Source organism: Myroides sp. TSA_177.3 (assembly GCF_052691955.1).
This window is the reverse complement of sequence record NZ_JBQZGD010000005.1, coordinates 157772-174058: the sequence shown is the minus strand read 5'-3', so window position 1 is coordinate 174058 and position 16287 is coordinate 157772. Positions and strand designations below refer to the sequence as shown.

Genomic DNA, 16287 nt, shown 5'->3' with positions numbered 1-16287 from the left:
AGCTACAAGACTAGTTCTTCAAAAAGTTGATTAAACGTTTGCTCTGCATCTGCGGTCAAACCACAATGAGTAGGCGAAACTTGAATACACGAGCTCTTTGTCGCGGCTAGCCATCTAAAGCGTTCAGCAGCATCAAATCCCGTTATAGGGCTTGCCTTTGCTTCCGCTTGTGCAATAGCGATAAAGGCTTGGATGTGTTTTTCTAAAACATCCAGATCGATTTCTGTAGCAAAACAAGCTAATTTTTCACGGTTTAAAAAATACTGCCCACGCAATGCTCTTTTTTGTTTGCAAAAAAGCAAAAGTCCAATGTTAATGAACTCTCCACGTTCCACACGAGGAACGAATCGAATCACTGCATACTCATATACCAACATGACGTACCTTTTTTGCTTCATTAACAAATAGCGATGCATGATCGCGTCTTAGCTGTAAGAACTGATAATAAACAGCTCTTATTTCTTCTGGATTCAACTCCGATTCTTCCCAGGTTAACCAATCTACCGGAATCTGCTGTACCACTTCTTGTAGGACCTCATCCGTTAAGATACGAGTAAACGCTTCGTTTACTTCATCTAATTGAGATGCTTTACCCAACAACACATGATCCTTAATCAGGGCAAAAGGAGTCAAAGCACTTTTTTCCCAATTGGTAAAAGAATGATGAAAATAAAAAGAAGCACCATGGTCAATCAGCCATAATTCTTTATGCCAAACCAACATATTGGTATTGCGAAACGTACGGTCGACATTCGTGATAAAAGCATCCAACCAAACCACCTGAGAAGCCAATTTTTCATCTACTTCATAAGCTTGTGGATCAAATGTCAAAGCCCCTGATAGAAAATGCAACCCCAAGTTCAGCCCTTGACTAAACTTTAATAAGTCTTGTATTTCCTCATCTGCTTCTGTCCTACCGAATGCTTCATCTAAAGTTGCAAAAACTAGTTCAGGCACAGGTAAACCTAAGGTCTTAGCCAATAGTCCGCCTAATAATTCTGCAATTAAAGCCTTTACACCATGTCCAGCACCGCGAAACTTAATGACATATTTAAAGCCATCATCCGCATCCGCTAGGGCAGGTAAAGATCCTCCTTCTCTCAAAGGAGTAACATAACGTGTAACCACTACACTTCTTAAATCAAATGATTTATTCATCAATTTATGTTCTTATTTAATCAAAAGAATTGCTCCATTAAAAGTAAACTTTCTGATAGGTTTTACCAAACCCTAATGCTCCTAAAAGGAAAAAAGGGATAAAATCCCTTCTTTATTCTTTTGTACGTTATCAATCATACGCTGTTATTCAGCCTTATTTCATTGTTATTTTGGCATTCGTCAAAATTTTTCTCAATACCCCTTGTTGGTCTTTCGTCTTCAAGTTGAAAATCTCTCTTACCTTACCATTATTCAATTTCACTACTGCTTTTGTAGCTAAACCTTTAGGCATTTTTACATACTTAATTGCTACTTTATCTATTTGTTCAGCTGCTGTTTTAGTAAGGAAATTCTTATAAACTAAAAACAAAAACACTGCTGCGATAATACAAAAAACGTAATCCATTTCTTTTGGACTCTCCCAATTCGCCATAAATAAGCGCACCAAAGACATCGCCAAAATAACAGCAGACATCAATCGAGAAGAGGTTAACCTTCCTTTGTAATTATCCTGAATAATCAGTTGTTTAGTCTCATTATTAAATGATAGCATAAGTATATTTTTTGATTGTATTCAATCCTACAAAGGTAAGTATTAAACTTTGAAATTGCTCTTTTTTAACCTTTTCTCAAGAGATTCTTACAGAAAAATGACCAAATTTTTCTGTCCTGCTACTGCTTGGAAAAAATTGCATCAAAAACAGCAAGTGGCGCATCATCACTTTGCTCTAACAATTGCTTCAATATCGGAGCATATCCCTGGTATAATGCAGCATATTCAAAAACAATTTGCTTATTTTTCATGATATATCCATCGTAAAAACACGTGCTTAACTGTCCTATTTTATTGATTACACCTACTTTCAGATAGGGATGCTTACGACTAAAAGAAGTGATTTTATCCTCCAAGAACAACACCGAAATATCAAAATTCGTCCAACATATTTCATCAAGATTAACAGTTAACAACAGCAAAGAATCATCTTTATGCACGACATAATCCATCGTTGCAAAAGGAAATAAAGCACTCAATTCAGCGGTAAAAGCTTGTTTATTCTCGGCATGTAGCGCTATAATAACATAAAGGATTTCCATAGACTTACTTCTTTTATTTAAAGTTAATCCGTATTTTTTTTGAAACCTTGCTTTTTATTTTATTAAAAGATAGTGAAGATGTTAATTTTACATTACTAAGAACAACAATACTCTTTTTTTATTCCTAAAAAACTTAAGAGAATAACTATTCTTCCACCATTCAGCTATTGACAATCTTGCTGTATAGCGTATATTTCTTTTTATCCCAACACCACATTTATCTTAAAAAAACAACTAAATTAAGTTACCTCCCCTCCTCTAAAGATCTTCATAAAAAAAATTTTCACAATATTACCACGTCTATAATAGTTAACATATTTTCACATTATATTTTAATTTTGTTAAGAATAAATTTGGATTTGTTAAAAATTTGCTTTTCTTTTGAATATACATTTAAAAAAATATCTGCCTAATATCTAGTTATTTACAACAAAAATAATTTCGTTTAAACTAAAAAAGACATAAAAAACAAGCCTAGATATAAATCCCTCCTACTATAGCCTTTTACAAGTTTGTTAAAATAAAAATTAGATAATTATAATTTACCCCCCATTTTTTAAACAAAATCAGTATAAAACAGTCTGGTACAAAATAAATTATCACACCATTATTAACTTAAATTATAATTTTATGACAAACACTACAAATCAAATTAGTATTCGGGGCTTTTGGCTCCTCTTACTGGTGGTCTTATGGTCCTTAGGCATAAAGGCACAACAAGGAATCAATCCTGTATTAACATGGGATAAAGAAGTTGGATGTATAATAAGAACCAATAACAAAGAAGATGTAGGAAACTATACCCTCTATGAGCAAATTCGTTTGGGACTTTGTTTACGTGTCTGTGAATACAGCAATGTAAAATATACTTTTACAGCCAATAATTTACGACAAGTAACCTGGCAAGTTTCAGGAGGAAGTATTACTAACAGCTCAAATAACCACGCGACAGTCAGTTGGAATGCTGCTGGAAATGCTAGTCTTACTCTTCTTGTTACTTATACAAATAATACGACCGAAACACTTACGCTCTGTGTCGAAAAAATTAAAAGCCCTAGTTCAGAATTTCAGATCGCAGGTATCGATCCAGGACAAGCTAAATTTTGTCTAGATACCCCTATAAATTTTGATAATATCTCCCATACAAATGGCGGAACAGATATCATTAATTATTTATGGGACTTTGGAGATGGTACAACAACAAATGCCTTCGAACCAACTCACTCTTATAGTCAGACAGGATATTATAAGGTTACTCTTACTGTAACGAATAGTTGTAATTGCTCTTCAACATACTCAAGAGAAATCTATATCTATGACTCTGCCCCTTTTGAAATATCTTGTCCTAGCATAGTCTGTGAAAAAAGCATCGCTACCTACACAGTCAGCGACAATTGTGAGAATGGAGATTGGAAAGTGAAAGGAGGTACCATTATAAATAATAGAGGAAATTCTATTCAAGTAAGATGGGATAATGTTGACCCTATAGAGGGTTTTGGTTATGTATCTTATCAGTCTAAATGTACTTGCCCAGTATGGAGTACCGTAAAAGTACCTGTTATTTTAGCAACAAGCAAAATTATTGGTCCAGGTGTTATTTGTACAAATAGTCAAGGATTATTCACTTTACCTCAATGGCCTTCAACAGATTTTCAATGGATGATTAATGACAATGCGAACCATCCATTCTTAGTTCGTACTGATCAACGCAATGAGATTATGGTCAATGGAACTACTCCTGGAACATACACCCTAAAAGCGAAATATAGAAACACACTAATAGACAACGGGAATTGCAGTGGAGAAGCTTCTATACAATTTACCATAGGAGCACGCCCTACCATTACTTCACCAACAGAAAACACGATATGTCCTGCTACAACTAAAACCTTTGGTATCAGTAATAACACAAGTGTACAATGGACGATCACATTAAATGGCTCAACTGTTCATACTGCTACGGGTAACACAACACAATACAACTTTCCTAATAGTGGAACTCATATTGTAACAGCTAATTACAATGGTTGTATAACAGAACCTCTAATAACAGAAGTTATTAAAACTGGTGTGATAAATGGGGAAATTAAAGGGCAGAAAAAAGTGTGTCTCAATACTCCTTATACATACAACGTAACAGAAAATGACCCAGGTTATATCTATACTTGGCAAGTAACTAATGGAAGTATTATTGGCACAAATTCAGGCAGACAGGTTGATATTAAATTTACCGCAGCTGGCACAGTGAGTGTTGTGAAGGAAAAAACAGTAAATGGGGTAACCTGTAAGACTCCAGCTATTACCTTAGCTGTTGAACCTGCTGTACTTAATCCTATTATTACCAACCTAGAGGGATTAAGCACTTTTTGTCCAAGTACTACATCTAAATTCTCATTAAACTTAGGTGATATCGAACCTGATCATATCGAATGGAGTATTCTAAGTAGTACAGGAGCTACTAATTTTGGTAATATTACGGATGGAAAAAACAGCAAATTAGCTACCGTTAGCTTCAACAATGTTATTGATGCAAATTCGGTAACAGGCGTTTTACAAGCTGCTGTGACAAAATGTGGAAAAACAATAATTAAAACATATCCTATCACTATTATCAAAATTCCAACACTGAGTGTAGCACCTATCCAGCCTCTTTGCGCAGGGACTTCATTTTTTCCTGTAAACCTAACATCTACCCCTATGACTTCGGGAACAGTGAAAATTGATTATCATGGAGAAGCACCAACAACTACCGCTCAATTTACTAATGGCACACCTTTAGTTGTCGCAAACCGATTTAGAAACAATACCAGTTCTAATATCACCAAACCTATTACATTCCACTATGAGGTTTGCGGCATAAAAGTTCAAGCAACTTTAGATGTAACAATTCTTCCTCCATTAAAGATTACTGTTGGTCCACATCATAACTTTTCATTATGCTCTGAAAATTACATTCCTTTTACACTCTATGCATCTGTACCTGTAGGACTGACAAACGTAACTTATCTTTGGTATAAAAATGGTACTTCTACAGGTGTAACCACCTCTACCTATACAGTATCAGGTCCTAATCCAGCAGGAAGGTATCAGGCATACGTCACAGATCTCACAAATGGTTGTACAACAAAATCTCCAGAAGTCAATGTGCAAGATGATTGTAGTGTAATCTCAAATTGTACCATCAGCCCAGACCCTAATGTCAACCTATCTGTCAGATGGACAAAATGCGAAGAATTCGAAGCCAATGTTAGTTTTTCTCGCCCTCCAGATAAAATTATTTGGAATGCAACTCAGCATCTAACTTTAGTTCCACCAACTCAACAAAATCCACAATCTGTAAAATATACAACCGATGTTGTAGGAGGTCATTATATTTCTGTTCTATTGCAATATGGTAATTGTACGATATCTAAAAAATTTGAAATCATTAAAGACTACCAAGCTAAAATGAAAACACGAGTTACTTGTAATAGAGATGGCACATACAAAGTAGAGCTTTTAAATAACTCCGATCTTGCCTATGCCGGAATCCCTGTCACCTATACCTATACTGGTCCAGGTATTACAGGCCCAACATCAGGACAAAATCACACCATCAATAGCATTGGTCCAGGTAACCATACCTATACACTTACACTAAGTTCGCCAGGTAAACCTAATTGTTCTGTTTCAGTACCAGTAAATATTGGTGCTGAACCTAATGCTAATTTTACGCTTTCACCACTTAACTATTGTGCTGAGGATCTTGTTCTATTAAATTTAGCTAGTTACAATTCTGATTATATTTACGAATGGTTTTTTAACGGTACAAGTTTTACTGCATCTGGTATACAAACACCAGTACGTTTTACTGCACCTGGAACATATCCTATAAAACTAACAATTACCACTCCGTATGGATGTAGCTATACCTCAACAAACAACGTACAGGTACAAATAAGGAAAGCAAACTTTAATGTAGGAATTATTAACCCTTCTCCAGCTGAATTTTGTGCAAGTAGTGCAACACCACTGAGCTTTACAGTAACTTCACCTACTTCATCTACCCTGAGTAATATTATTTGGATGAAAGATAATGAAGAAGTTGGTACTGGATTAACATATCAACCTACACGTAGTGGTAACTACTGGCCTGTATTAATCGACCAAAATGGATGTAAAAGTCATATTATGGTTGAAAAATCAAAACCTTACATCTTGCGTCAACCTCCTTTTGCTAGTGTTGAAGGAAAGATGGATGTCTGTTTTAGAGAGAATACAGTACTTACTGGTATTACAACAGATCCTAATGTAGAATTTCGTTGGACTGGACCAAATGTCCCTACTAATTTAGGTAACTGGTCAACAGCTACAGCTAATAAAACACTACAATTAAATGGATTAGCTCAAGGAACCTATGAATATTTTTTCCATACTCGTGTGACTAGTGACGCTTCTTGTGCTAATAGTTTTAAAGCAGTTGTCCAAGTTCATCCAGCGGTTACTATACCAACAATTACAGCTAATGTCATTAACTGTAATCCTTATACTATCCGCCTAACTGCTACAGGTCCTATCACAGGTACTTATAACTGGAGCAATGGTATGACTGGAAGAATCATCGAAGTACCCCATGGAGGTGCATATAGTGTAACTTATACAGCAACTACAGGTTGTAGCGCAACAGGTTACATTCAAGCACCACAAAATCCAGAACGTTCTTTATGGGTGGTTCCGCAAGGATGCTATACTGTATGTAATACATATCTATTAGGACCATTAGGACGATACGAAAATTATCAATGGAAACGATCAACTTCAATTACACAATCTGGGAACAACACTGTAATTCCTAATCAGATTATACAAACAGGTGGAATTTACAGCCTAAGTGTGACTCAAAATGGATGTACTTTTGTAAGTAATAAACCAAATATTGCAATCAATTCTAATAATTGTGTCCAAAAAGCATGTAACTTTAAGGTAACCTATCTTTTAAAAGAAAAGATTCCTGGAGGACTAAGATATCAAGTAACGATCACGAACTCTTCAGGCCCCCAAATGATCTATCTAACTAGCTTCAATGGTTATGGGACTTTCTCTCCTGCGGTACATACAATTATCAATGGAACCAACAACTTTATGGTCGACTTTTTTGTCAACGCTAACTATGCACCAGGAGTCACTGATCAGTTTGTAGCTACTGGAGATTCTTGTGCGACGCTAGTAACTATAAAATTAGAGAATGCAGGAATAAACCGAAATGGATTAGAGGCTCCCTCGCTTGTGCTTTCTCCAAATCCTACAACGGATATTACTTATGCGACTTACAACATAGGTACTTCGAATGAAAACGCTCAATATTTGATTGTTTATGATCTTTTAGGTGTACAGCGATACAAACAAAAAATCAGTGATAGACAAGCTGAAGTTGCTCTTGAAATTAATCATCTGGCGCAAGGTACTTATTTAATAAGTTTAGAAGCCGATGGCAAGCGAATCACAACAGAAAAATTAATTAAAAAATAAATAAAATAGTAAAGGGGCTGTCTTTTTGAGACAGCCCCTTTTTTATAGTTTTAATTCAACCAATTGATTGCTACTTAAAACACATGCAATTATCGAACTAATTTTTTGTATTTCAAACGCGTTGGAGCAACATCTCCTAAGCGCTTCTTACGGTTTTCTTCATATTCAGAGAAAGATCCTTCAAAGAAGTACACTTGTGAATCTCCTTCAAATGCCAAAATATGCGTACAAATACGGTCTAAGAACCAACGGTCGTGGGAAATCACTACTGCACATCCTGCAAAGTTATCCAACCCTTCTTCTAATGCACGTAGTGTATTAACATCCAAGTCATTCGTAGGCTCATCCAGTAACAATACGTTTCCTTCTTCTTTCAACGTCATAGCTAAGTGCAAGCGGTTACGCTCTCCACCTGATAAAGTAGCTACCTTTTTATTTTGATCTGATCCACCAAAGTTAAAGCGGCTTAAATACGCTCTAGAATTTACTTGACGACCACCCATCATGATTAACTCTTGTCCATCACAGAAATTTTCCCAAATTGATTTTTCAGGATCAATATTGGAATGCGACTGATCAACATAAGCAATCTTCACAGTATCTCCAATAGCAAATGTTCCAGCATCTGGTGTTTGTTCTCCCATAATCATGCGGAAAATAGTTGATTTACCAGCACCATTCGGTCCAATAATCCCAACGATACCCGCTTGAGGCAACGTAAAGTTTAAGTTGTCATAAAGCAACTTATCACCAAAAGCTTTTGCTACCCCTTTAGCTTCGATTACATTCGTTCCTAAACGAGGTCCATTTGGAATGTAAATCTCTAATTTTTCTTCTAGTTGTTTTTGATCTTCATTCAACAACTTATCGTAGTTCTGTAACCTTGCTTTTTGTTTGGTTTGACGTCCTTTTGCTCCTTGACGAACCCAATCCAACTCGCGCTCTAACGTTTTACGGCGTTTAGATGCAGTTTTCTCTTCTTGTTCTAATCGTTTTGCCTTTTGGTCTAACCAAGAAGAATAGTTCCCTTTCCATGGAATACCCTCTCCTCTATCTAATTCTAAAATCCATCCTGCAACATTATCCAAGAAATAACGGTCGTGCGTTACAGCAATAACTGTTCCTGCATATTGTTGTAAGTGTTGCTCTAACCAATGCACAGATTCTGCATCCAAGTGGTTGGTAGGCTCATCCAATAATAATACGTCTGGATTTTGCAACAATAAACGACATAAAGCTACACGGCGACGCTCTCCTCCTGATAACACTTTAATTGGTGTATCTGGATCTGGCGTACGCAAAGCGTCCATCGCGATTTCTAATTTAGTTTCCAGCTCCCATCCACCTACTGCATCAATCTTATCTTGTAGTACAGCCTGTCTGTCCATCAGTTTCTGCATCTTATCAGCATCCTCATACACCTCTGGCAAACCGAACATATCGTTAATCTGATTAAATTCATCGAGAACAGCTACAACTTCTGCAGCACCTTCTCTAACAATTTCGATTACCGTTTTCTCTTCATCTAATTCTGGTTCTTGCTCTAAATACCCCACAGTAAACCCTGGTGCAAATACAACATCCCCTTGGTAATTCTTATCAACACCAGCAATAATCTTCAATAATGAAGATTTACCTGAACCGTTAAGACCCAAAATACCAATTTTAGCCCCATAAAAGAAGCTCAAATAAATGTCTTTTAAAACTGTTTTGTTTGTTGATGAGTACGTCTTACTCACCTTCGACATGGAAAAAATTACCTTTTTATCGTCTGACATAAAGTAAAAAATTGATTGAATAATGATGTAATGCTCTTGTTATCACTCACCCTGAGTACGAACAATGGCATCGAATACCCCAAAAATACACATTATTACGGAGATAAGAAATAATTTTCAATAGGGCGAAAAGAATATCTTGTTCTTTCTTGGGGTGAGGGGGTAGGCGGTGAGAGGGTGAGGCGATGAGGGGCGGTGAGGTCGTGAGGCGATGAGAGGTAAAATCCCGTAGTGGCAAATGGCAATTTGCCAAGTAACAAGATAAATTATGGAAACAACGGATCTATTTCGACGAGTTTTTAAAACAGTTTACAAGTAACAAGAAAAATTATGGAACGTCTTTTCGTTTTTTTACAAAAGGCTTTTTTGCAATCATATTCTTTAATCGAGAAATCTTACGACTTCACAAAGAGCAAACAACAAACCTCACAAAGTACAAACCTCACAAAGTACAAACCTCACAAAGCGCAAACCTCACCGCCTCATCTCCTCCGCCTCCCCTTTTTTACCACAGCTTCACGTACACTTTTTTTCTTCAACCAGACAAAAAACAAAACAAGCAACTGATAAACAACATCATACAACGCTATATTATTTTATCAATATTTAATCTAAATAAAAATAAGTTGTATTACATTTGCCCCATCATTAAATAATCAATTATGTTTACCAAAAAATTCACCAATTTCGCAGTGATTTTACTGCTTAGCGTTTTTGTTTTCGGTTGTAGTAGTGACGACTCAACAACAGAAGAACTAACCTTAACACTGGAAGCGAATACTAAAAACATTTTACTGGGAGAAGACGTTTCTTTTGTTGTATTAGACAACAAGGGGAAAGCAATCACAGACGCTACCATTCTAGTTGACAACAAAGCTATTGTAGGCTATACGTATAAAGCACCCGCAGCTGCTATATACCAAGTGGTAGCAACGAAAAAAAACTACCAAAGCAGTGCTCCTATTAGCATCACTGTTGCTGAAGAAACGTTAACCATAAAAGCCAACAAAGAAGTAGCTAAGGTTAATGATACTATCACATTCTCTGCTCTTAATAGCGAGCAAAAAGACATAACAACCAAGGTAATTTTTTACGTTAACGCTAAACCAATTGAAGGTAATACCTACACCGTTAAAGCAACAGACGTCCCTCATCTTAAAGTTTACGCAGCGCGAACAAACATTAAATCCAATGAAATTGCCATTCAAATAGAGCAAGAACAACACGATCTAGCGCAACTAATCCGTGGAAAATGGAAGTTAGAGAATGCTGCTTCACACGATATCATCTATAATTTTTATGCTGATGATACGTTCAACTTTGTATACTTCGGTACGTTAATGCAAGGAGAATACAGAATACTGGGAGATAAAGTGCACTTAGATGTGATTTCTTCTGGTATGAAAATGACAGATTATTCTATTATTGAAGTTAAAAAGTACATTTCTACGAATGAATTGAATGTACTATTAACCGTATCGGGTATCCATGAACAAGGACAAGCTGGTCGTTTAATTCGCCAAAAAGAAGATGTTACCCTAGATGTACAACAAATGATTGGTACCTGGAAAGCAGAGCTCAATGGGCAAAAAGTTTTTACCATTACCTTCAACGATAATGGTTCATGTTCCGTAATTCAAGCAGAGAACACCACAGGAATTGCGAATATGGAAACGGTACAGTACATGAGTAAATACGAAAAATATTCCGCTAATACGCTTATTTTAGAAAACCGCAACGGTGCCTATACGTATTACTTAACAGTTGAGGAATTTCTCCATGCAAATGAAATCAAAGCGACATTATTTGAATATGTTTTATTCCCTCAAAAATCAAGTGCATTGATTTTGAAAAAAATGTAAGTTGATTCTAATCTATTTCTAAAAAAGAAGCTCATTGGTAGCTTCTTTTTTTTATCCCTATTTTTAATTAAAAACCAGCCAGATGGAAACCACACAAAACAACATAAAGCCCGTAAACAAAACATAGTTTTGATACTGATTAACGGTCAAAGGTTCAGTACCCGAGAGTTTGATCAATCCAATAATCGTTGAAAAAGTCAATACAACAATCAAAACGAGACTAAATCCATTAAATCCAGAGGACAAAAGTGAGGAGTAATCGCGTTTTTCCGTTTTCACACCGACCACTTGTTTATACAAGGTCGTTCGACTTAAAACAACAACATCTTCTTTGACAAAATCCTGCTCTAAAGAAAACTCCGTTCCCTTATCAGTATAAAAATGATAGCCAGTAACAGTGTCACTTTTGCCTTGTTTGATGAGGCTATAGGCCACTATTGTTTCCTCAGACTCCTGATAGGGAAACAAGAATAAATCGACAAAAACCATACTGACTGCAAAGAGAATGGCGACCAATCCCCAAACTACGTATCTTCTATTTTTAATATCAAACATGATTATACCCCAGCTGGAGAGTTAAACGCATCTTCCTTTTCATTGTTCAAATCTTAAAAACGGTTAAATCAACTCCTTTTATACAATTGAAAATCCACTATATGTTAAAGTTTTTAAAAATAGTAATTAATCGTTCAAAAACACCCAAAATAATCGATTTTTTATTTGTATATTTAAAGTAATAAAAAACACAGAAATTGTATGGAAAGATTTTTTAGAACGATCCGTTTTAAAGACCTACAAGAGCAGGATGTTGATACAAACCAATCTGTAGGCGAAAACTTAAACTATCCACTAGGTGAGGCTGATATGCCAGCTGGACTGTACGTAGATTTAGAAGAGGAAGAAATAGATTATTACGATGAGTACGCAGAGCACCTTGGAATTTAAGCACATAGGATCTTGTAACTGATTATTCGTTTTTGACAAAAAAACAACAATCAATTACAAGATTTTTTATTTTTAACTATTTTCTTCTTTTTAACTAGCTTTTGTAGTTTTAATTCAAGCTAGATTGTATAGCACGCTTTCTTATTTTTTGACGTTGAATGAAACATCGGTCAAAAAAACTTATACGCGTCCTTTTAAGGCATTAAATACCCAAGCGATGGCCAAGAAGCCAACTCCAACTGCAGCGAACCCCCATCCTGCTATTTCGTAGTATTTCAATGTTCCTAGGGCAATCAATACAATTCCCATCAAAATCATAATTAAGGTTGCATACCCTAATATTTTATTCTTATTCAAGTTATTTGCCATTTCCTTTGTTTTAATTAAAGATTTTCATCAACATTTCTTTCAGCAAATCACCTTGTGGCAATTGTGCTGCTCCTACTCCTTTTCCTTTTAAATCTACCTCTTTTAAGTGAGCAATAATTTGACTTACTCTCTTCATAGGATATGTTTTAAAACCCAATTCGTAATCTTTTATTGCGTACTGTACGATTTTTAACTGTCTCATCGCATTCTGCGGTGACTTATCTTGCAGTCCATGGTACAATAGCAACTTAGAGAAATAAGCATAAACAATACCAATTGTCACGACAAATGGATTATTTTTTGGATTTTGTGCAAAGTGGTTGGCTATTTTATAAGCTTGTAATTGATTTCGATCGACAATCGCTTTCATCAATTCAAAATTATTATAATCCTTACTGATACCAATATTCTTTTCGATTACCTCAGCTGTAATAGGCTGTCCTTTAGGTAGAACAATAGTCAATTTATCTAATTCTTTGACAATTTTAGATAAGTCATTCCCTAAAAACTCAATCAGCATCGCGGCTGATTTAGGATCAATACTATATCCGCGTTTGGCCACGGTTTGCTGCAACCACCCTTCTAATTTATAATCCTTCAAGCGATTACTTTCAAAAAGCACAGCGTGTTTTTGCAGGCTTTTATATAGTTTTTTACGCTTGTCAATTGTTTTATACTTATAGCAAAATACCAATACAGTTGAAGGTTGCGGTTGATTGACATAATCATCCAACTGTTCAATAGTCTTGGCTAAATCCTGAGCTTCTTTTACAATGATCACTTGCTTTTCCGCCATCAAAGGAAAGCGCTTTGCATTCGATACAATATCTTGAATGGTAACATCTCTCCCGTAAAGTATCATCTGATTAAATCCTTTTTCTTCTTCAGTCAAGACATTACTTTCGATATAATCCGCAACATTATCAATGTAATAAGGCTCATCTCCCATCAAAAAATACACAGGGGCAATGGTCTTATTCTTAATATTCTTTACGATTTCTTTGAGTTGTTCCAAAATATAATTTACTTAAAATTGTACTATTCGCTTAAACAAATATCTTTGTGTTATGCAAAGATTAAACTTTCCAGCTTTTAATTTCCGATTCAAAAATAGTGAAAATAAGGTAGCTATTTTTGATGTGATCCGTAAAAAATTTATTCTTCTAACTCCTGAAGAGTGGGTAAGACAACATGTCGTACACGATTTAATGGAGCATAAAGGCTATCCTATTTCGCTCATTAGTGTCGAAAAGATTGTCAAGATCAACGGAATGAACAAGCGTTATGATGTCGTGGTCTTTAAACCCAACGGAGCAATTGCCATTCTCATCGAATGTAAAGCTCCTTCGGTTGCCATCACCCAGCAGACCTTTGACCAAATTGCCCGCTACAATTTTCAACTGCGCGCGGAGCATTTGTACGTAACCAATGGATTGAATCACTACTTCTGCCAGATGGACTACGAGAAAGAAAGTTATTTCTTTTTGCCATCGCTACCGAACTACACTACCTTTACAACTGAATAAACGAGGATTATGGGAAAACAATTTGCACTAGTTGTCTTAAACTGGAACGGTAAAAAACTTTTAGAAACATTTTTACCAACCATGGAGCAATTTTCACCACAAGCTAACTTGTACGTGGTTGACAATGCATCTACAGATGGGAGTCAAGCGTTTATTCAGGAGGCATTCCCTTCGGTAAAAATCATCCAAAACAACGGAAACTACGGTTATGCAAAAGGATATAATGAAGGACTAGCTGGTTTAACAGAACCTATTCTCATTTTAATTAACTCGGACATTGAAGTTACTCCTGATTGGTTAACTCCCATTGCAGCTCTATTTGATGCTAATCCTGACTTAGCGATTGTACAACCCAAAATACTCGATTATAAAAACAAGGCGTATTTTGAGTATGCAGGAGCAGCAGGAGGTTATATTGACAAATATGGTTTTCCATATTGTAGAGGGCGTATTTTTGATTCCATCGAAAAAGACGAGGGGCAATACGATGATGTAGTCGATATCTTTTGGGCAAGTGGAGCTTGCCTGTGCATTAAAAATGAGGTTTTCCAAGCCTTAAATGGATTTGATGAGGATTTCTTTGCACACCAAGAAGAAATCGACTTGTGTTGGCGTGCTCAAAATAGAGGCTATCGCATTCAATATTGTGGTTTCTCAACTGTATACCATGTAGGTGGAGCAACATTAAACTACAACAATCCAAGAAAAACTTACCTCAACTTTCGCAACTCCTTGATGATGATGTACAAGAATTTACCAGCTCGTCACAAGTTTAGTACGATATTCATTCGCCTTTGCCTGGATGGCATTGCTGGCGTTCGTTTCCTGTTGCAATTCAATCCCAAGCATTGTTGGGCGATCATTCGATCTCATTTTGCCTTCTATAAACGCATTCCAAAACTCAAAAATAAAGTAGAATTCACAAGTATTAACAATTATTTTACAGAAAAATCCGTAATTTTTTCGTACTTTGTACTTAGAAAAAAGAATTTCATCATAATTCGAAACAAACAATAAATAATTTTTACTCAGATATGCCAGAATCTCAATGCTTTTGGTATATTTGACTCAAAATTCAATCATTTTTTTATTTATGAAAAAAGTAGTTTTAGGTTTATCAGTTTTGGCTCTTGCACTTACGTCTTGTGGTACAAAACAAAAAATTGCTGATTTAGAAGCAAAAAACAAAGCAGTACAAGATTTATTAAACACTTGTACTATCGAGTTGAACTCTGCACTTGCTGAGAAAAAAGTTTTATCAGATCAAGTACACGATTTAAAGAAAAACACATCTGATTTGATTAGCAACGTAGGTAACTTAACTATGTTATCTTCAAAAGGGGCTGACAACTTAGAAAAATCTTTAGAAAGTTTAAAAGAAAAAGATTTAAAAATTACAAGATTACAAGACGCACTTACGAAGAAAGACTCTGTGACTTTAGCTTTAGTAAAGAGCGTGAAAAAAGAAGTTGGGTTTGACGATCCAGATATTGAAGTTAACGTAGAAAAAGGAGTTGTATACATTTCAATTGCTGACAAATTGTTATTCAAATCTGCTAGTTACCAAGTAAATGATAAAGCGAAAGCTGTATTAGCAAAAGTAGCTAAGATTGCAAAAAGCAAACCTGATTTTGAATTGATGGTTGAAGGACACACAGATAACGTGCCTATCAAAAACACAATGTTTGAAGATAACTGGGACTTAAGTGTGAAAAGAGCAACTTCTATCGTTAGAGTGTTACAAAAAGATTTAGGTTTAGATCCTAAACAATTAGTAGCTTCAGGACGTGGAGAATATGTGCCTTTAGTTGATAATGATTCTGCTGAAAACAAAGCAAGAAACAGAAGAACTAGAATCATCTTGATGCCAAAAATCGATCAATTCTATGATATGATCGAAAAAGAAATGAAAGAAATGAAGAAATAATCATTTTCTGAATAGTAATAAAAGCCACTTGTAGTACAAGTGGCTTTTTTTTATTTCTTATTCTTCTAAAATTAAAGAATTATTTATTTGTTTCTTTCTAAGAATATTAGTATTTTATT

Annotated in this window: 14 protein-coding genes; 6 read left to right on the top strand and 8 right to left on the bottom strand. The window is 35.5% G+C overall.

Features of this window, described 5'->3' with window-relative positions:
- Window positions 1–2: 2 nt before the first annotated feature.
- The 4 genes from ACUTSE_RS07385 to ACUTSE_RS07370 all read right to left on the bottom strand — a co-directional run bounded on the left by ACUTSE_RS07385 (window position 3) and on the right by ACUTSE_RS07370 (window position 2253).
- Complete coding sequence (locus ACUTSE_RS07385; protein WP_115091076.1) at window positions 3–377, bottom strand: DUF3037 domain-containing protein; 375 nt, start codon at window positions 375–377, stop codon at window positions 3–5.
- Window positions 364–1158, bottom strand: coding sequence for a HipA family kinase (locus ACUTSE_RS07380; protein WP_445639734.1), 795 nt, complete (start codon window positions 1156–1158; stop codon window positions 364–366). Before ACUTSE_RS07380 ends, ACUTSE_RS07385 begins: the two co-directional genes overlap by 14 nt.
- Before the next feature lie 154 nt (window positions 1159–1312).
- Entirely contained in the window at window positions 1313–1711 is a 399-nt protein-coding gene (locus ACUTSE_RS07375) for a hypothetical protein (protein ID WP_445639733.1), read from the bottom strand.
- A 119-nt stretch (window positions 1712–1830) separates the two neighbouring features.
- Window positions 1831–2253: a hypothetical protein gene (locus ACUTSE_RS07370; protein ID WP_445639732.1), complete on the bottom strand. Its 423-nt coding sequence runs from the start codon at window positions 2251–2253 to the stop codon at window positions 1831–1833.
- Between the two features lie 630 nt (window positions 2254–2883).
- On the opposite strand from ACUTSE_RS07370, the gene ACUTSE_RS07365 reads away from it, so the two are divergent.
- Window positions 2884–7761, top strand: a complete 4878-nt coding sequence (locus ACUTSE_RS07365; protein WP_445639731.1) for a PKD domain-containing protein — start codon at window positions 2884–2886, stop codon at window positions 7759–7761.
- A gap of 89 nt (window positions 7762–7850) precedes the next feature.
- Here the strand turns inward: ACUTSE_RS07365 and ettA are convergent, their stop codons facing one another.
- The gene (gene ettA / locus ACUTSE_RS07360) at window positions 7851–9539 is read right to left on the bottom strand and encodes an energy-dependent translational throttle protein EttA (RefSeq protein WP_445639730.1); all 1689 of its coding nucleotides are present in this window, start codon (window positions 9537–9539) and stop codon (window positions 7851–7853) included.
- A gap of 662 nt (window positions 9540–10201) precedes the next feature.
- Here ettA and ACUTSE_RS07355 point away from each other — a divergent pair.
- Entirely contained in the window at window positions 10202–11401 is a 1200-nt protein-coding gene (locus ACUTSE_RS07355) for a hypothetical protein (RefSeq protein WP_445639729.1), read from the top strand.
- A 63-nt stretch (window positions 11402–11464) separates the two neighbouring features.
- Here the strand turns inward: ACUTSE_RS07355 and ACUTSE_RS07350 are convergent, their stop codons facing one another.
- Entirely contained in the window at window positions 11465–11956 is a 492-nt protein-coding gene (locus ACUTSE_RS07350; RefSeq protein WP_445639728.1) for a hypothetical protein, read from the bottom strand.
- A 201-nt stretch (window positions 11957–12157) separates the two neighbouring features.
- On the opposite strand from ACUTSE_RS07350, the gene ACUTSE_RS07345 reads away from it, so the two are divergent.
- Window positions 12158–12346: a hypothetical protein gene (locus ACUTSE_RS07345; RefSeq protein ID WP_115091092.1), complete on the top strand. Its 189-nt coding sequence runs from the start codon at window positions 12158–12160 to the stop codon at window positions 12344–12346.
- Window positions 12347–12526: 180 nt separating this feature from the next.
- On the opposite strand, the gene ACUTSE_RS07340 is transcribed toward ACUTSE_RS07345, so the two are convergent.
- Entirely contained in the window at window positions 12527–12715 is a 189-nt protein-coding gene (locus ACUTSE_RS07340; protein WP_002986661.1) for a CAL67264 family membrane protein, read from the bottom strand.
- A gap of 10 nt (window positions 12716–12725) precedes the next feature.
- Complete coding sequence (gene holA / locus ACUTSE_RS07335; protein ID WP_445639727.1) at window positions 12726–13730, bottom strand: DNA polymerase III subunit delta; 1005 nt, start codon at window positions 13728–13730, stop codon at window positions 12726–12728.
- Between the two features lie 52 nt (window positions 13731–13782).
- Between holA and ACUTSE_RS07330 the strand changes: the two genes are divergently transcribed.
- From ACUTSE_RS07330 to ACUTSE_RS07320, 3 genes are all read left to right on the top strand, one after another.
- Window positions 13783–14241: a type I restriction enzyme HsdR N-terminal domain-containing protein gene (locus ACUTSE_RS07330; RefSeq protein ID WP_002986663.1), complete on the top strand. Its 459-nt coding sequence runs from the start codon at window positions 13783–13785 to the stop codon at window positions 14239–14241.
- A gap of 9 nt (window positions 14242–14250) precedes the next feature.
- Entirely contained in the window at window positions 14251–15258 is a 1008-nt protein-coding gene (locus ACUTSE_RS07325) for a glycosyltransferase family 2 protein (RefSeq protein ID WP_445639726.1), read from the top strand.
- Window positions 15259–15334: 76 nt separating this feature from the next.
- Window positions 15335–16168, top strand: a complete 834-nt coding sequence (locus ACUTSE_RS07320) for an OmpA/MotB family protein (RefSeq protein WP_036462671.1) — start codon at window positions 15335–15337, stop codon at window positions 16166–16168.
- Window positions 16169–16287 lie beyond the last annotated feature (119 nt).

Excerpts from the sequence above, each read along its gene's own strand:
- ACUTSE_RS07385 (WP_115091076.1), bottom strand. The coding sequence starts at position 377 with ATGTTGGTATATGAGTATGCAGTGATTCGATTCGTTCCTCGTGTGGAA.
- ACUTSE_RS07380 (WP_445639734.1), bottom strand. The coding sequence starts at position 1,158 with ATGAATAAATCATTTGATTTAAGAAGTGTAGTGGTTACACGTTATGTT.
- ACUTSE_RS07375 (WP_445639733.1), bottom strand. The coding sequence starts at position 1,711 with ATGCTATCATTTAATAATGAGACTAAACAACTGATTATTCAGGATAAT.
- ACUTSE_RS07370 (WP_445639732.1), bottom strand. The coding sequence starts at position 2,253 with ATGGAAATCCTTTATGTTATTATAGCGCTACATGCCGAGAATAAACAA.
- ACUTSE_RS07365 (WP_445639731.1), top strand. The coding sequence starts at position 2,884 with ATGACAAACACTACAAATCAAATTAGTATTCGGGGCTTTTGGCTCCTC.
- ettA (WP_445639730.1), bottom strand. The coding sequence starts at position 9,539 with ATGTCAGACGATAAAAAGGTAATTTTTTCCATGTCGAAGGTGAGTAAG.
- ACUTSE_RS07355 (WP_445639729.1), top strand. The coding sequence starts at position 10,202 with ATGTTTACCAAAAAATTCACCAATTTCGCAGTGATTTTACTGCTTAGC.
- ACUTSE_RS07350 (WP_445639728.1), bottom strand. The coding sequence starts at position 11,956 with ATGTTTGATATTAAAAATAGAAGATACGTAGTTTGGGGATTGGTCGCC.
- ACUTSE_RS07345 (WP_115091092.1), top strand. The coding sequence starts at position 12,158 with ATGGAAAGATTTTTTAGAACGATCCGTTTTAAAGACCTACAAGAGCAG.
- ACUTSE_RS07340 (WP_002986661.1), bottom strand. The coding sequence starts at position 12,715 with ATGGCAAATAACTTGAATAAGAATAAAATATTAGGGTATGCAACCTTA.
- ACUTSE_RS07330 (WP_002986663.1), top strand. The coding sequence starts at position 13,783 with ATGCAAAGATTAAACTTTCCAGCTTTTAATTTCCGATTCAAAAATAGT.
- ACUTSE_RS07325 (WP_445639726.1), top strand. The coding sequence starts at position 14,251 with ATGGGAAAACAATTTGCACTAGTTGTCTTAAACTGGAACGGTAAAAAA.
- ACUTSE_RS07320 (WP_036462671.1), top strand. The coding sequence starts at position 15,335 with ATGAAAAAAGTAGTTTTAGGTTTATCAGTTTTGGCTCTTGCACTTACG.